Here is a 16,274-nt window from a genome sequence, read left to right as displayed (position 1 = left end):
ATTCCCCTTGGTTGAAGGACTGGCGTCCCGTTTCACGAGTGCATTGAGAGATCAGCAGAGGCGCTTGAGCACCTCAGCAAAGGCCTGGTCGATGGTTTCGTCGAGGCGGTGCCGGCGGTCCTGAACCTGCCAGGCTCCGGCCACCATCACGTCGCGCACGGCGTGGTCGCCGCGTGCAAAGATCCAGCGGTCGAGAACGGTGTCGCCATCTGCCGCGGCGATGAAGGCATCGTTGCCGTCGAGAACGACAAGGTCTGCGGCGGCGCCAACCTTGAGGCCAGCGGTTGGCTGACCCAGAGCCTGCGCGCCGCCCGCAAGGGCTACCTCGAACAGATCGCGGCCATTGGAGCGGCCGGGACCGTCGACCAAGCGCACCCGGCGCTCGTCGCGCAGGCGCTGACCGTATTCTAGCAGGCGCAGCTCTTCGCTGGAGCTGACCGAGACGTGGCTATCCGAGCCGATGCCGAAGCGTCCACCATGGGCGCGAAACGCCGTCGCGGGAAAAATGCCGTCGCCGAGGCTGGCCTCGGTCGTCGGGCAGAGACCAACGACGGCGCCGCTGGCGGCGATCCGCTGGACTTCGTTGGTGTCGGCATGGGTGGCGTGGATCAGGCACCAGTTGCGATCGACCGGCATCTCGTCGAGCAGCCAGCCCAGCGGCCGCCGTCCCGACCAGGCGAGGCCGGCATCGACTTCGCCCTGTTGCTCGGCGACGTGGATGTGGATTGGGCCCTCGCCGGGCGCTGCCGCAAGGATTGCATGCATTTCGTCAGGTGTCGCGGCGCGCAGCGAGTGAATGGCGAAGCCGAGGGTGGCGTTGACCACCGCCGTGCGGGGGCGCAGCGTGTCCATCAGCGCCAGGAAATCGTCGACGGTGTGGATAAAACGGCTCTGGCCGTCATTGGGGGCGGCGCCGCCGAAATTGGCGTGGGCATAGAAGACAGGCAGTAGCGTCACGCCGATGCCGCTTGCCGTCGCGGCGGCGATAATGCGGCCTGACATTTCGGCGCGGTCGGCATAGGCCACGCCGCCGCGGTCGTGATGGAGATAGTGAAACTCCCCAACGCGGCCATAGCCGCATTTGAGCATGTCGACATAGAGCCTGGTGGCGACCACCTCGACATCGTCAGGCGAGAGCCTGTCGACCATGCGGTACATGGTGTCGCGCCAAGTCCAGAAGCTATCTTCGCCGCGGCCTGAGACCTCAGCAAGTCCGGCCATGGCGCGCTGGAAGGCATGGGAATGGAGGTTGGACAGGGCGGGGATCACCGGCCCGGCGGCGATGGTATCGCCAGCGCGGGGCGAGGCGCCGCTCTCGACTTCGGTGATGGTGCCGTTCGGCCCAACCGACAGCGCCACGTCGGTGGCCCACCCGTTGCCGAGCAGGACCTGCGAAGCGAAGATGCGGTGAGCTGCGTGCTCGGCCATTCCATCTGCCTGTCATTGGTTGTATATGGAACCATAGATAATTAATGCTAGCGCGCAAGCGAAAAATGTCAAAACTGTGCAAATCGAGATTCTGCGGAAAGTGACGCCATGAGCAAATCAGCCGGCGACGGGGTGGAAACGGCATTGGTGGGGCAGGGTGCCTTTGGCGCGCATGCACTTCAGGGCGCCGATGCCGGCCCGCTCTATGTCGCGGTCAAGCAGCTCATCCATGCGCGCATCGACAGTGGGGCCTGGCCGCCCAATTTCCGCGTGCCTTCGGAAAATGAGCTGGTGAACGAGTTGGGCGTGAGCCGCATGACTGCCAACCGGGCGCTGCGCGAGCTTGCCAATGAGGGTGTCATCAAGCGCGTCCAGGGCGTCGGCTCGTTCGTGGCCGAGCGCAAGGGGGGAACAGCGCTGTTCGAGGTTCGCAACATCGCCGAGGAAATCCGCAAGCGGGGGCATGTGCACACCGCCGAAATCATCCGCATGCAGCGGGATTCTGCGGCTCCGGAGATATCGGATGCCTTGGGGATCGGGATCGGCGACGTGGTTTTTCACTCGATCATCGTGCATCAGGAGAACGGCGTGCCGGCGCAGGTCGAGGATCGCTATGTCAATCCTGCCGTTGCCCCCGACTATGCCGATCAGGATTTCACCCAGACCACGCCCTACGCCTATCTGACCGCCGTCGCGCCGCTGTCGCAGGCCGAGCATGTGGTCGAGGCGGTGTTGCCGCAGGGGTGGGAGGCCAAGCTCCTGGCGATTTCACCGGCCGATCCGTGCCTGTTGATCCGGCGCCGAACATGGTCAGCCAATCGATGCGTCACGGCCGTGCGGCTGCTCTATCCCGGCGCGCGCTATCGTATGGAGGGATTTTTCAACACGCAGTCGCGGGGCTAGCTTGGCCTCCTCATTTTGCCGGTTGCCAATGCCGTAGAGTTTGATAACTTACATATACAACTCTATACAGGTGGAGCCGTTCATGCTGAGCAACAGCCGTTACCGGGACATCGAAATCCGTGCGCCGCGCGGCGCCGTGCTGACGGCCAAATCCTGGCTGACGGAGGCGCCGTTGCGCATGCTGATGAACAATCTCGACCCTGACGTTGCCGAGAACCCCAAGGAATTGGTGGTCTATGGCGGCATTGGTCGCGCCGCGCGCGATTGGGACGCCTATGACCGGATCGTCCAGACGCTGCGGCGGCTCGAAGGCGACGAGACGTTATTGGTGCAATCGGGGAAGCCCGTCGGCGTGTTCACGACCCATGCCGATGCCCCCCGCGTGCTGATCGCCAATTCCAATCTCGTGCCGCACTGGGCGACGTGGGAGCATTTCAACGAGCTCGATCGGCAGGGGCTGATGATGTACGGCCAGATGACGGCTGGCTCGTGGATCTATATCGGGTCGCAAGGCATCGTGCAGGGCACCTACGAGACCTTCGTCGAGGCCGGCCGCAAGCACTACCGCGGCGATCTCGGCGGCCGCTGGGTGCTGACGGCAGGTCTTGGCGGCATGGGCGGGGCCCAACCGTTGGCCGCGACCATGGCGGGCGCGGCGTGCCTGGCCATCGAGTGCCAGCAGCAATCGATCGATTTCCGCCTGCGCACCCGCTATGTGGACATGCAGGCTCGGGACCTCGACGAGGCGCTCAGCATGGTCGCCGACGCAACTGCCAACCGCAAGGCGATCTCGATCGCGCTGCTCGGCAATGCCGCAGAAATCCTGCCCGAATTGGTCCGTCGCGGCGTGCGACCAGACATGGTGACCGACCAGACCTCGGCGCACGATCCGCTCAACGGCTATCTTCCGGTTGGCTGGAGCTGGGCGGAGTACCGTGAGCGCGCCGCTAGCGATCCTGCGGGGACGGTGCTGGCCGCCAAGCGGTCGATGGCCACACATGTCGAGGCAATGCTTGCCTTTCATGCGAACGGCGTTCCAACCTTCGACTACGGCAACAATATCAGGCAGATGGCCAAGGAAGAGGGCGTCGCCAATGCGTTCGACTTTCCCGGCTTCGTGCCGGCCTACATTCGTCCGCTGTTCTGCCGCGGCATTGGCCCGTTCCGCTGGGCGGCGCTCTCCGGCAATCCGGACGATATCGCCAAGACCGATGCCACGGTCAAGGAACTGATCCCCGACGATCCGCACCTGCACAACTGGCTCGACATGGCGCGCGAGCGCATCGCCTTCCAAGGCCTGCCCGCGCGCATCTGCTGGGTCGGCCTCGGCGATCGCCACCGGCTGGGCCTCGCCTTCAACGAAATGGTCGCCAATGGCGAGTTGGAAGCCCCCGTCGTCATCGGCCGCGACCATCTCGATTCCGGCTCGGTCACCTCGCCCAACCGCGAGACCGAGGCGATGAAGGACGGCTCGGATGCTATCTCGGACTGGTCGCTGCTCAATGCTCTGCTCAATACGGCGAGCGGCGCGACCTGGGTGTCGCTGCACCATGGCGGTGGCGTGGGCATGGGCTTTTCCCAGCATGCAGGCATGGTGATCTGCGCCGATGGCACGCCCGAAGCGGCCAAGCGCATTGCCCGGGTGCTGTGGAACGACCCGGCCACTGGCGTGATGCGCCACGCCGATGCGGGCTATGAGACTGCCCAGGACTGGGCGCGCCAGAAGGGCCTCGACCTGCCATCGCTGGCACGCTGATGCCGGTTCAGATTCTCGGTCCGGATGACTTTCGCGCCATGCCCTGGCGCAACGGCCGGGGCACGACCATCGAGATGGCGCACGAGGACGACGCGGGGGGCGTAATGCTCTGGCGTATTTCGGCGGCGGATGTCGTCGAGGCCGGACAATTCTCGGCGTTTCCCGGCGTGGACCGCGTTCTGACTCTGATCGAGGGACCCGGCTTTGATCTTGATTTTTCGGGGCATGGACGGGTCCGGGTGGAGATGCTCAAGCCGGTGGTGTTTTCCGGTGACTGGACTACGCAAGCGGAGGCCGTGCTTGGTCCGTCGCGGGATTTGAATGTGATGACCGCGCGTGGCAGGGCTTCGGCCGTGGTGAACATCCATCGGGGTGCGGGGGCGGCGCTGCAAGCGGCGGATCGGAGCCTTTTTCTCTGCCTTGATGGGCAGGCTGTGCTGACTACGGGGGCGGAGGAGTATCATCTGGCTCCGGGGCAGCTCGCGCGGTTTGCTGAAGTTGGCGATATTGCGATCAGGGAAGCGGGTATGCTGTTGCAGGTGGATGTGCGCTTGCTCGGCTAGCTACCGCCACCGCGTTATTCCCGCGAAAGCGGGAATCGTCTTTCTAAATCGCAGGTCCGGTAGGGAGATTCCCGCTTTCGCGGGAATGACGCGCTGGGATTTGACTGGGTCCGCTGAACCTCAACGCCGCTGGGTAGGTAGAAGGTCGACGGCCTAGTGGGCCGTTCGGCCCGCGCCCAAGTTGGTGTAGCGCGACTACCAGCGAGTACCGCCACTGCAGCGGCCGGTGTCCACCGAATGCGTGCTCAACGACGCCTCGATATGAAATATATTTCTTGCTATGAATTTTATTGACAGGCATACTGCGGGGCGTGCAGTGTCCGCTCGCTGAGGTTCGGAGGAGCCCTGGCTTTCAGATATCGCCGCCGACATGGGTCGGTGGCAGTCAATTTTGCAAACGGCCTCGGCCGTGGGGAGGAATCTTGCGCAAATTTTTGGGCATGCTCGCAATGACGGCCGTGGCTACGAGCTTCGGCGCCGGTCATGTCGCGGCACAGACGGAAAATCCGTTCAAGTGCGAACCAGGCGAGAAGTACGTGATGAACGTCATGGTCTCGGGCGTCGAATACTGGTTCCCGGTCTATGAAATGTTCAAGCAGGCCGGCCAGCAGTTCGGCTGCGAGACCGAATATACCGGCACGACCGAATATGACGTGACCAAGCAGATCGCCAGTTTCGATCAGGCGCTGGCGCAGAACCCAGCCGGCATTCTGGTGCATCCGATGAACTCGGACCCCTTCGTCGAGCCGATCAACCGCGCGGTCGATCAGGGCGTGGCCGTGGTGACCTTTGCGGCTGACTCGCCGAACTCCAAGCGCACCTCGTTCATCACTTCGGACAACCTGGCTGAAGGCACCTATGCTGCCGACGCCGTGGCCGAGGCCATGGATGGCAAGGGCGAATATGCCGTGCTGGAAAATCCGGGCCAGGACAATCACGATAAGCGCGTGGCGGCCTTCATCGCCCGCATGGAAGCCAAGTGGCCCGAGATGAAGCTGGTCGGTCGCGCTGCTTCCAACCAGGATCCGGCAAAGGCCTATCAGGCCGTGCTGAGCCTGATTCAGGCGAATCCGAACCTCGGCGCTGTGTTCATGCCTGAAGCCAACTCGGCCATCGGCGCGGCGCAGGCCAGCAAGGAAAATGGCGGCAAGGTCCGCGTCATGTTGGCCGACGTCAACGAGAACATTCTCGACATGATCAAGGCCGGCGACATCTTCGGCTCGGTCAATCCGAACCAGGGCATGCAGGGCTATATGGGCTTCATGCTGCTGTGGATGGCTGCCCACCCTGAGCTGATCGATCCGATGAACGACTATGCCCGCTCCGGCGACAATGCCATGGCCGTGCCCTTCGTCGACAATGGCTTCTCGATCGTCACCGCCGAAAACGCCGATGACTTCTATTGGGACGACTACCTCAAGCGTCGCGGCACCAAGGGCATCGAAGAATAATCTCCCGCCGACCTGCCCGGGGCGCGCGAGTGCCCCGGGAACCGACCTAAGGAGGACCATCATGAGTGACTACGGCGTCCTCGATATTCGCGACATCTCCAAGAATTTCGGCCCGGTCCGGGCACTGACCGATGTCTCCTTCTCGCTGGCGCAAGGCGAGGTTCATGCCCTCTGTGGCGAGAACGGGGCCGGCAAGTCGACGCTGATGAACATCATCGCGGGCGTGCTGCAGCCCAGCTCTGGCAGCATCCTGCTCAATGGCAAACCTGTCACGGTCGCCTCGCCGGCAGCGGCGCAGAAGCTAGGTATTGGCCTGGTGCATCAGGAAATCGCGCTGTGCCGCGATGCGACGGTGGCCGAGAACATCCTGATGGCGACGACCAATGCGCGCCGCGCTCCGCTGATGAACTATCGCCAACTCAATGCGCGCGCCCAGCAGGTGATGAACCGTCTGGCGCCCATTCCGGTCACGAGGCGGGTGGCGGAGCTCTCCATTTCCAACCAGCAACTGGTCGAGATCGCCAAGGCGCTGACGCTCGATTGCCGGGTGCTGATCTTCGACGAACCTACGGCGGCACTGACCGAAAGCGAAGCCCAGGCTCTGTTCGGCATTATCCGCGAGCTCAAGGCGCGCGGCATCTCGATCATCTATATTTCTCACCGTATGGCCGAGATTTTCTCGCTGTGCGACCGTGTCACTGTGTTGCGCGACGGGCGGCATGTTTCAACTGATCGCATCGCCGACCTGACACCCGATTACGTGGTTCGCCGCATGGTGGGGCGCGAAATCACCCAGATGTATCCGCCAAAGGCGCAGGCCATCGGCGAGGAGACCTTGCTGGCTGTCGACAGCCTTATGTCTGATGACGTCGGCCCGGTTTCGCTGGCGCTCAAGCGCGGGGAAATCCTAGGTATTGGCGGGCTCATCGGCTCGGGCCGCACGGAATTGGCCTTGGCGCTCTGCGGGCTAACGCGCAAGACCGGCGGGTCGGTGCGGGTTACCGGGCAGGATGTCGATATCGGCAGCTATGCCGACGCGGTACGGCAGGGGCTGGTCTATCTCTCCGAGGACCGTAAGCATTCCGGGGTCTTTCTCGATCTCTCGATTGCCCAGAACATTTCGGCGCTCGACCTCGGCAAGCTGACCCGAAGCGGCTTGATCGACCGGCGCGCCGAGACCTCGCAGGCGATTTCGTTGGCGGCGCGGCTTGGGATCAAGATGGGCGGCATTGCCGACGACGTGGCGTCCCTATCGGGCGGCAACCAGCAGAAGGTCGCGATCGCCAAGCAGCTTTCGGTGCAGCCCAAGGTCATCATCATGGATGAGCCGACGCGCGGCATCGACGTCGGCGCCAAGTCTGAAATCCACAAGCTGCTGCGCCAGCTCGCCGATGCCGGCACCGGCATCATCGTTATCTCGTCAGAGTTGCCTGAACTCATCGGCATCGCCGATCGGGTGCTTGTCATGCGCGAGGGCCAGGTGGCCGGTGAACTGACGCAGACCATTACGGAGGAAGCGGTGATCCGCCTCGCCTCCGGCCTCAGGGAGGAAAATCATCATGTCGCTTAGCCAGGAGGACCGGCCCATGGCCGCTGCCGCGCTCGATTCGTCGCGTTTCTCACTGGGAAAGTTGGGGTCGATGCGCGAGGCCGGGCTCATCGCCATCATCGTTGCCATGTGCGTGGCCATGAGCTTTGCCTCACCGCACTTCGCCACCTGGGGCAATGTGCGGGCCATGCTGATGAGCTTCTCGGTCGAGGGCATCGTCGTGGTCGGCATGACGGTCCTGCTGATCGTGGGCGGCATCGACCTAGCGGTCGGCTCGGTGGTGTGCTTCGCCATGGTGATCGGCGGCTCCCTGTTCCTCATGGGGCTCGACCCGTGGAGCGCCAGCATTATCGCAATCGCGGCCTGCGGTCTTGTCGGCGCGGTCAGTGGTTTCTTCGTGACGGTCGTGGGGCTCAGCCACTTCATCACGTCGCTGGCTGCCATGGTCATCGTGCGCGGGCTATGCCTGCTGATCACCAAGGGTACGCCGCTATCGCTCTTCACGCTGCCGCCGGAGTTCAAGGCGATCGGCCAGGGCGAGTTCTATGGCGTACCCGTTGTCATCATCATCTTCTTCGTGGTCGTGGTGATCTTCGACTTCCTGCTGCGCCGGGCGACGGCCTTCCGAAAGGTGTTCTACACCGGCAGCAACGAGAAGGCGGCGCAGTATTCCGGCATCAAGACCAACCAGGTGAAGTTCTGGGTGACGGTGCTGTGCTCGGCGCTGGCCGGGCTGGCGGGGGTCATCTACATGAGCCGGTTCGGCTCGGCGACGCCGACCTTCGGGGTGGGCATGGAACTCAACATCATTGCGGCGGCGGTGATCGGCGGAGCTTCGCTGACCGGTGGCTCGGGCAGCATTTTCGGGGCGATCCTCGGCATCGGCCTGCTGTCGGTGGTTACGTCCTCGCTCATCCTGCTCAACGTGCCGGTTTATTGGCAGGACGTGATCCGCGGCTGCATCCTGCTTTCGGCGGTCTCACTCGATCATTTGCTGCATCGCGGCCGGTCGGCCTGACGCACGCCGCTTTTCACGAAGGTTATTCTCATGCCTCCCACGAATGACGACCTCACGGCGGCCCGGCAGATGCATCAGGCATTGGTGCTGCACTTCGTCGAAGGGCAGACCCAGGCCGAAATCGCCAAGGTGCTGGGGCTCAGCCATGCCACGGTCAACCGTCTCATCAAGCGCGGTCGGGCGCTGGGTCTGGTCGAAATCAAGGTCAAATCGCCGGTTCAGCATCTGGTCGGAATCGAGGAGCAGTTGGTGGCCATTGGCGGCATCAGCCGCGCCGTGGTGGCGCCGGCGGTGAGCGACAATGTCGAGACGACGCTGCTCGGTGTCGGGGCTCTGGGTGCAAACCTCCTGCTCGAAATGCTTGCTGATGGCGATCGCATCTGCATCAGCGGTGGCAAGGGCGTCAGCGCCATCGTTGCCGGTCTGGCGCCATCTCGGCGCTACGACGTGGAGGTCGTGCCGGCGACGGGGTTGGTGCAGGGCAAGCACTATACCGACGTCAACCACGTAGCGACGATGCTGGCAGACCGCCTGGGCGGTCGAGCCTATCAGATGCATGCGCCGCTCTTCGCCGATAACCAGGAAGAGCGCGAAATGGTGATGCATATGCGCTCGGTCGCTGATGTATTCCGGCGGGCGCGGGAGGCAACGATTGCCATTGTCGGCATCGGCTCGATCCTCTCCGACGACAGCAGCTATTATGATCTGCATCCCTCGTCCTCCGAAGACCGCAAGGCGATCGAGCGGTCGGGCGCGACGGGCGAATTGCTGGCCCACCTGGTGGATGGCGATGGGCGCGTGGCCGATTACGCTCCCAACCGGTCGCTGGTGGCACTGACGCTCGATGAACTGGCTACCATCCCGCGCACCATCGGCATTGCCAGTGGGCCCAACAAGGTGGCGCCGGTGCTGGCGGCCATGCGCGGCAACTATCTCGATACGCTGGTGACCGACGAAGTCACAGCTCGTGGCATCATCGACCTGGCGGAGGCAGCATGAGCCAGCTTTTGCGCGATATCGGCCGCTCGGGCATTGCTGCCTCGGCCGTTGGCCTGGGCACTTGGGCCATCGGGGGCTGGATGTGGGGTGGTACCGATGAGGCCGCAGCCGTCCAGGCGATCGAGGCCTCGATCGACGCGGGGATTTCGCTGATCGACACGGCACCGGCCTATGGCCTGGGGCGAAGCGAGGAATTGGTGGGCGAGGCCATCAGGGGCAAGCGCGACGGGGTTGTGATCGCCACCAAGTGCGGGCTCAACTGGCATCACGGCAAGGGCAACCACTTCTTTGACGAAGCCGGTAAGCCGGTGCACCGCTACCTGGGTGCGGACGGCATCGTCTTCGAGGTGGAAGAGAGCCTGAAACGGCTCGGGACCGACTACATCGACCTCTACATCACCCATTGGCAGGATCCGACGACGCCGATCGCCGAGACGATGGAAGCGCTGGCCCGGCTTAAGCAGGCCGGCAAGATCCGGGCGATCGGGGCCAGCAATGTCAGCGCCGACGACCTGCGCGCCTACGTGGTGGCCGGGAAGCTCGATGCGATCCAGGAACGCTATTCGATGCTCGATCGCGAGATCGAGACGACGCTACTGCCCATCGCGACAGAAGCTGGGGTCTCGACGCTCAGCTATTCGTCGCTGGCACTGGGCCTGCTGACCGGTACGGTAGCGGCGGACCGCGCCTTTGGGGGCGATGATCAGCGAGCCGGTGATCCGCGCTTTTCGGTCGAGAACCGACAACGTGCGGCTCACTTTGCGACGGCGTTGCGGCCGCTGGCCGACCAGCACGGCGCCAGCGTCGCGCAATTGGTCATCGCCTGGACGCTGCGGCGGCCGGGTATCACCTTTGCCTTGTGCGGGGCGCGCAATCCGCGTCAGGCACTGGACAATGCCCGGGCAGGTACTCTGGCGCTGAGCGCGGACGATCTGGCCGTGATCGACGCGGCGCGGACGAGCCATCTGTCGGCCATAGCATGACCCGCAGCGAGACCATCGCCCGGCTCCGAGCCCGGCCGCAGGCGGCCGTGCTCGTCATCGGTGGCGGCATCAACGGCATCTCGGTGTTCCGCGAGCTGGCGCTCAATGGCGTCAACGTGGTGCTGGCCGACAAGGACGACTTCTGCTCGGGAGCCAGCGCGGCGCTGTCGCGCATGGTCCATGGTGGACTGCGCTATCTCGAAAACGGCGAGTTCAAGCTGGTGCGCGAGAGCCTTTTGGAGCGCGACCGGCTTTTGGCCAATGCGCCGCATTTCGTGCGGCCTTTGCCAACGACAGTGCCGATTTTCGAGACTTTTGCCGGCCTCGCCAGCGGGGCTTTCCGTTTCCTCGGGCTGACGCGGCGGCAGAGCCGGCGTGGCGCGGTGGTGATCAAGATCGGGCTGACGCTCTATGACTTCTTCACCGGGGGGCGCAGGGCGCTTCCAGCGCACCAGTTCCATGGCCGTCGCAGCACGCTGACGCGCTGGCCGGCAATGAACCCGGCGGCGCTGGCATCGGCGACCTATTATGACGCCTGGGTCAGCCGGCCGGAACGGCTGGGACTTGAGATGCTGCAGGAGGCGATCGCGGCCGGGGGGCTGGCGCTCAATCATGCGGCGGTAGTGCGGTCCGACGAGGGCCTGATGCTGCATGACCGTGTTGGCGGCGAGGAGGTCGCCATCGTGCCCGAGCTGGTGATCAACGCGACCGGCGGTTGGATCGATCTGACCAACGCGGCCATCGGTGCGACCAACCAGAAGCTGATGGGCGGCACCAAGGGGTCACATCTGGTGGTGGCGAACCGGGCGCTCTATGAGGCGCTGGACGGCCACATGATCTATTACGAGAATGAGGACGGTCGCATCTGCATCGCCTTCCCCTATCTCGGCAATGTGCTGGTGGGTTCGACCGATGTGCGGGTGGACGATCCGGATGCCGTGCGGTCCGGCGCCGACGAGCGGGCTTATATCCTGCAGTCGCTGGCGGTGGTGTTCCCATCGATCGTGATCGCTGACGAGGAGATCGTCTTCCAGTTCGCCGGCGTGCGGCCACTGCCGGCGAGCAATGCCGCTGCCACGGGAGCCATTCCGCGCGACCATTTCTGCGAGCTCATCGAGGGCGCGCCGCCTGTGCTGTGCATGATCGGCGGCAAATGGACGACGTTCCGCTCGTTCGGTGCGCTCGCCGCCGACATGGCGTTGGAACGGCTGGGTGGCGGCCGGATGGTCGATACCGAGAACCTGCCGATCGGCGGTGGCAAGGATTTCCCCGCCAATCCGACGGCTTGGACTGACGCTGCCGCGAAGCGCACCGGCTTGCCGCGGGCCCGTCTGGCCGCACTGCTGGAACGCTATGGATCAGGGGCGGATGCCATGGCCGACGCGGCCGGGCCCGACGATGACATCGCCGGATATTCGCGCGCTGAACTGGCGCACCTGGTGGCTACTGAACACGTCGAAGCGCTAGGTGACCTCCTGCTGCGGCGCACGACCATTGGCATTACCGGCACGCTGTCGCTGGCCGTCATAGACGCCGCGGCGGCGATCCTGGCCGAGGCAAAAGGCTGGTCCGCGGCCCGGCGCGAGGCGGCGCGCGACGACTTTCTTGCCGAACTTCTGACCCGGCACGGGCTTGACCGCGCCACGCTTGCATCTCGTGACCAAAGGACCATTGCATGACCAGCCACAAGTTTCGTCTCAACCGCCTGTTCGGCAAGGGCAAGTGCCTCGATGTGGCGATCGATCACGGTGTGTGTAACGAGCCGAGTTTTCTCGATGGGCTCGAGGATATGCCCAGCGTGGTTTCGGCGCTGGTGAGTGCTGGTCCCGATGCCATCCAGATGAATTACGGTCAGGCTGATTTGCTGCAAGCCGTACCGGGCAAGGACAAGCCGGCGCTGGTCATGCGTCTCGACATGGGCAATCCCTATAACAAGCAGCGTCATCGCAGCATGTGGGCGCTGCTGCAGAACGAGGCCGAGCCGTTGATCGGGGCGCTACAGATGGATGCCGCCTGCGTGGTGGTCAACCTGTTCATGCTGCCCGACGAGCCGGACCTGTTCCGTCAATGCGTGGCCAACATTTCGCGCGTGCGGGCCGACTGCGAGAAATACGGCATGCCGCTGATGATCGAGCCGTTGGTGATGCAGGGCAATTCGGACCGTGGCGGCTACATGGTGGATGGCGACGCCGAAAAGATCGTGACGCTGACGCGGTTGGCCCGCGAGATGGGCGCAGACATCGTCAAAGCCGATCCCACCACCCATGCCGAGGACTTCCACAAGGTGGTCGAAGCGGCGCGGTGCCCGGTATTGGTCCGCGGTGGCGGTAAGGAAAACCTCGAGGCCGTGTTCGAAAAGTCGGCGGCATTGATGGGGCAGGGCGCGCAGGGCATGGTCTATGGCCGCAACATCTATCAGCATGCCAATCCGGCGGCTGTGGTGCGCGGGTTGATGGCACTGATCCACGACGGCGCGACCGGGGCACAGGCCTGGGCCACCTACCAGCAGGGCTGAGTGATGACCGACTATCTCTTAGGACTGGATGCCGGGAATACGGTCATCAAGGCCGTGCTCTTCGACGCCGCCGACGGCCGCGAACTGGCTTATGCCGTCCGTGACGGCCGCGCCACCATACCGGCGCCCGGCCATGTGGAGCGCGATCTCGACGAGCTCTGGGCCAATGCGGTGGCAGTTATTGCCGACTGCATTGCCAAGGCCGGCATCGATGCGCACCACATCCGTGCCATCGGCTGCGCCGGTCATGGCAATGGGCTTTATGCACTGGACCGTGACGGCAAGCCGCTGATCGGCATCCAGTCGCTCGACACGCGGGCGACCGGTGTGATTGCCGATTGGGCCAGCCAGGCACTTGGTGAGCGGCTCTATCCGCTCTGCCTGCAAAAGCCTTGGGTCGCGCAGACGCCGACGCTACTGGCCTGGGTCAAGCGGTATCGTCCCGAGGTCTATGCCCAGATCGGCACGGTGCTGCTGTGCAAGGATTTCGTGGTTGGCCGGCTGACTGGCGCACGAGTGACAGATACATCCGATATGACCGGCTGCGGGCTGGTCGAGATCGCGTCGCGCCGCTATTCGGCGGAGTTGCTGGTGGAATATGGGCTCGACGATGCCATGCCCATGCTGCCTGATTTGCTCGAAAGCGCCGATATCGCCGGGACGGTGACGTCGGAGGTTGCGCAGGCAACCGGGCTCGCGGCGGGAACGCCCGTTGTGGCCGGTCTCTTTGACGTGGTCGCCAGCGCCCTGGGGTCAGGCGTCGAGGCAACCGGCTCAGCGTCGATTATCGCCGGCAGTTGGAGCATCAACCAGGTAGTCTGCGATAGCCCGCTGCGTGACCCGTCGGTGTTCATGCTCTCCACCTTCGATCGCGAGCGGTGGCTCGCCATCGAATCCAGCGCGACGTCGGCCGCCAATCTCGAATGGCTGGTGCATCAATTTATGGAGCATGGCGAGGGCAACGCTTTTACCCGGGCCGGGGAGCTCGTGGCTTCCGTACCCGCTTCGGCCGACATGCCGATTTATCATCCGTTCCTCTACGGGGCGCAGCAGGATGGCAATGCGCGGGCCGGCTTCTATGGCATTGGCGGCTGGCATACCAAGGCGCATCTGGTGCGGGCCCTGTTTGAGGGTGTCGCGTTCGAGCACAAGCGTCACGTTGACGTGCTACGCGGCGCGGGCGCTACGATTGCCTCGGCTACGCTGTCCGGCGGCGGCTCACGCAGCATCATCTGGCCGCAGATATTCGCCGATGTGCTGGGCCTGCCAGTCACCGTGGCACGGAGCCAGGAGACGGGGGCGCTGGGCGCGGCCATCGTGGCTGGCGCGGGGGTTGGGTTGTTTGCCGATTATGCTGCTGGCGTCGCCGCGATGACGGCGCCGGCACGTCACTATGCTCCGGCGGGCGAGGCCGGCATCCACTATGGGCGGCGCTACGACCTTTACACCAAGCTGGCGCAGGCTATGGGCCCGGTCTGGTCGGAAATGGCCCGGTCATGACCGACGATCTCGGCACTTACGACTACATCATCGTCGGCGCGGGTTCGGCTGGTTGCGTGCTGGCCAATCGCCTGAGTGCCGATCCGGCCAACCGCGTGTTGCTGCTCGAAGCCGGCGGCAGCGATCGCTACCACTGGATCGATATCCCGATCGGCTATCTCTACTGCATGGGTAATCCCCGCACCGACTGGATGATGAAGACCGAGCCCGAGGCCGGGCTCAATGGTCGTGCCCTCAACTATCCGCGCGGCAAGGTGCTGGGCGGCTGTTCCTCGATCAATGGCATGATCTATATGCGCGGTCAGGCCGCCGACTATGATGGCTGGCGTCAGCTCGGCAATGTCGGCTGGGGCTGGGACGATGTGCTGCCCTATTTCCGCAAGTCGGAGAACTATCATGCCGGCGCCAGCGACCAGCACGGCGCTGGCGGAGAATGGCGGGTGGAAAGGCAGCGGCTGGCCTGGCCGGTGCTCGATGCCTTCCAGGCCGCGGCCGAGGAATTGGGCATTCCGCGTGTCGCCGATTTCAATACCGGCGATAATTTCGGCTCGGGTTATTTCGAGGTCAACCAGCGCGGCGGGGTGCGCTGGAATACCTCCAAGGCCTTCCTGCGCCCGGCACTGAAGCGGCCGAACCTGCGGGTGCTGACCAATGCCGAGGTTTTACGCCTCGAGCTCGACGGCACACGGGTCACCGGCATCCATCTGCGCCACAATGGCGTCGAGGCCACTGCCCGCGCGGGTCACGAGGTGATCCTGTCGGCTGGCGCGGTCAACTCACCCAAGCTGCTGGAACTGTCCGGCATCGGCCGGCCGGATGTGCTGGGACCATTGGGTATCCCCGTGCGGCATCAACTCGATGGCGTCGGTGAGAACCTGCAGGATCACCTGCAAATCCGCACCGTGTTCAAGGTGCGCGATGCCCAGACGCTCAACACCCGCTACCACAATCTGGTATCGCGCGCCGGGATGGGGCTGGAATACGCCCTCAAACGCAGCGGCCCGCTATCAATGGCGCCGAGCCAGCTCGGCATCTTCGCCAAGTCCGACGATCGGCTGGCGACGGCGGACCTCGAATACCACGTGCAGCCGCTCTCCACCGACCGGCTGGGCGAGCCACTACATCGCTTCGACGCAGTGACGGTGTCGGTCTGCAATCTGCGGCCGGAAAGCCGGGGCTCGATCCATATGGAGAGCCCGGATGCCACCAAGGCACCCAAGATCAGGCCGAACTACCTGTCGACAGCCAATGACCGGCTGGTGGCGGCCAACTCCATCCGTCATGCCCGGGCGCTGATGGCGACCAAGGCAGTGGCCCGGTTCCGACCCGAGGAGTTCCTGCCCGGACCACAGTTCGCCAGTGATGCTGAACTCGCGGCCAAGGCGGGTGACATCGCCACCACCATCTTCCACCCGGTCGGCACCTGCAAGATGGGCAGTGACGCCATGGCGGTGGTGGATGACAAGCTCCGGGTTCACGGGCTCAGCGGGCTGCGGGTGGTCGATGCCTCGATCATGCCCAATATCGTCTCCGGCAATACCAACTCGCCCGTCATCATGATCGCAGAGAAGGCAGCAGAGCTCGTGTTGGCGGCGGGCTAGTTATGTCA

The 16,274-nt window shown here is 64.1% G+C and carries 13 protein-coding genes; 12 read left to right on the top strand and 1 reads right to left on the bottom strand.

Annotation, left to right across the window (positions count from 1 at the left end; all coding sequences use genetic code 11):
- Nucleotides 1-51: 51 nt before the first annotated feature.
- The gene (gene hutF / locus MF606_RS17115; RefSeq protein WP_240230544.1) at nt 52-1,428 is read right to left on the bottom strand and encodes a formimidoylglutamate deiminase; all 1,377 of its coding nucleotides are present in this window, start codon (nt 1,426-1,428) and stop codon (nt 52-54) included.
- 108 nt (nt 1,429-1,536) lie between these two features.
- Here hutF and hutC point away from each other — a divergent pair, with 108 nt between their 5' ends.
- The 12 genes from hutC (at nt 1,537) to MF606_RS17055 (ending at nt 16,266) form a co-directional block, all read left to right on the top strand.
- Nucleotides 1,537-2,331 (top strand): histidine utilization repressor, encoded by a 795-nt coding sequence (hutC, locus tag MF606_RS17110; protein ID WP_240230543.1) that lies wholly within the window; start codon nt 1,537-1,539, stop codon nt 2,329-2,331.
- A gap of 82 nt (nt 2,332-2,413) precedes the next feature.
- A complete protein-coding gene (gene hutU / locus MF606_RS17105; protein ID WP_240230542.1) occupies nt 2,414-4,087 on the top strand; it encodes a urocanate hydratase in 1,674 nt (557 codons plus the stop codon).
- Between the two features lie 38 nt (nt 4,088-4,125).
- A complete protein-coding gene (locus tag MF606_RS17100; protein WP_240230541.1) occupies nt 4,126-4,650 on the top strand; it encodes a HutD family protein in 525 nt (174 codons plus the stop codon).
- A 422-nt stretch (nt 4,651-5,072) separates the two neighbouring features.
- Entirely contained in the window at nt 5,073-6,101 is a 1,029-nt protein-coding gene (locus MF606_RS17095) for a substrate-binding domain-containing protein (protein WP_240230540.1), read from the top strand.
- 61 nt (nt 6,102-6,162) lie between these two features.
- A complete protein-coding gene (locus MF606_RS17090; RefSeq protein ID WP_240230539.1) occupies nt 6,163-7,671 on the top strand; it encodes a sugar ABC transporter ATP-binding protein in 1,509 nt (502 codons plus the stop codon).
- 16 nt (nt 7,672-7,687) lie between these two features.
- A complete protein-coding gene (locus MF606_RS17085) occupies nt 7,688-8,668 on the top strand; it encodes an ABC transporter permease (RefSeq protein ID WP_240233881.1) in 981 nt (326 codons plus the stop codon).
- A 30-nt stretch (nt 8,669-8,698) separates the two neighbouring features.
- Nucleotides 8,699-9,667 carry a sugar-binding transcriptional regulator gene (locus tag MF606_RS17080; RefSeq protein WP_240230538.1) on the top strand — a complete coding sequence of 323 codons (969 nt, stop codon included), beginning with the start codon at nt 8,699-8,701 and terminating at the stop codon, nt 9,665-9,667.
- Complete coding sequence (locus tag MF606_RS17075; RefSeq protein ID WP_240230537.1) at nt 9,664-10,650, top strand: aldo/keto reductase; 987 nt, start codon at nt 9,664-9,666, stop codon at nt 10,648-10,650. The genes MF606_RS17080 and MF606_RS17075 overlap by 4 nt, the downstream gene beginning before the upstream one ends.
- Nucleotides 10,647-12,329, top strand: a complete 1,683-nt coding sequence (locus tag MF606_RS17070; RefSeq protein WP_240230536.1) for a glycerol-3-phosphate dehydrogenase/oxidase — start codon at nt 10,647-10,649, stop codon at nt 12,327-12,329. The genes MF606_RS17075 and MF606_RS17070 overlap by 4 nt, the downstream gene beginning before the upstream one ends.
- The gene (locus tag MF606_RS17065) at nt 12,326-13,165 is read left to right on the top strand and encodes a class I fructose-bisphosphate aldolase (protein ID WP_240230535.1); all 840 of its coding nucleotides are present in this window, start codon (nt 12,326-12,328) and stop codon (nt 13,163-13,165) included. The genes MF606_RS17070 and MF606_RS17065 overlap by 4 nt, the downstream gene beginning before the upstream one ends.
- 3 nt (nt 13,166-13,168) lie before the next feature.
- Nucleotides 13,169-14,665, top strand: coding sequence for an FGGY-family carbohydrate kinase (locus tag MF606_RS17060; RefSeq protein ID WP_240230534.1), 1,497 nt, complete (start codon nt 13,169-13,171; stop codon nt 14,663-14,665).
- Nucleotides 14,662-16,266, top strand: coding sequence for a GMC family oxidoreductase (locus MF606_RS17055; protein ID WP_240230533.1), 1,605 nt, complete (start codon nt 14,662-14,664; stop codon nt 16,264-16,266). Before MF606_RS17060 ends, MF606_RS17055 begins: the two co-directional genes overlap by 4 nt.
- Nucleotides 16,267-16,274 lie beyond the last annotated feature (8 nt).

Origin of the sequence: Devosia lacusdianchii (assembly GCF_022429625.1) — a bacterium.
Taxonomy (GTDB): domain Bacteria; phylum Pseudomonadota; class Alphaproteobacteria; order Rhizobiales; family Devosiaceae; genus Devosia; species Devosia lacusdianchii.
The sequence above is the reverse complement of the archived record's forward strand: the minus strand, read 5'-3'. Positions and strand labels throughout refer to the sequence as shown.